This is a genomic window from Bradyrhizobium sp. NBAIM08 (assembly GCF_020193935.1).
Lineage (GTDB): Bacteria > Pseudomonadota > Alphaproteobacteria > Rhizobiales > Xanthobacteraceae > Bradyrhizobium > Bradyrhizobium yuanmingense.
Genome location: NZ_JADYVR010001331.1, coordinates 1 through 383, shown reverse-complemented (window position 1 = coordinate 383; position 383 = coordinate 1). Strand labels below are relative to the sequence as shown.

Annotated in this window: 1 protein-coding gene; it reads right to left on the bottom strand. The window is 59.5% G+C overall.

Annotated elements, in window-relative coordinates; all coding sequences use genetic code 11:
- A partial coding sequence (locus I6F37_RS44770) for a recombinase family protein (protein WP_225155096.1) occupies nucleotides 1-127 on the bottom strand: 127 nt, incomplete at its 3' end.
- Nucleotides 128-383 lie beyond the last annotated feature (256 nt).

Here is a 383-nt window from a genome sequence, read left to right as displayed (position 1 = left end):
ATTCCGAGGCAACAGCGAGATTGTGCGACTTGCAGTATTCCTTCAGCTGACGGAGCTGATCGGGAATCGAGAGATCGTTCTCGGCTTGCCGGGTGGTGGAAACCCGAGCGTAAAGGGCTACGGCCATGGTTAATCGTCTCCGTTGTGGTTGTCGGAATCGACTTCAGGCGGTATTACCCGATCGAGGAGCCCCGCAAGGTGGGCATAGATGAGTTCCAGTTCTCCGGAAACCAACTCATCCTCGGGTAGCGGCACGAGTAGCTTAACAGAGGCCGGCGTCGGTTGCTCGGTGCGCTTGCTGCCCATGGCCGGCGAAACGACAACTACCGCGACCGATTGCGCAGGCGGGAGTTACCCACCCGGTGCCGCGCTCTGGGTCTATG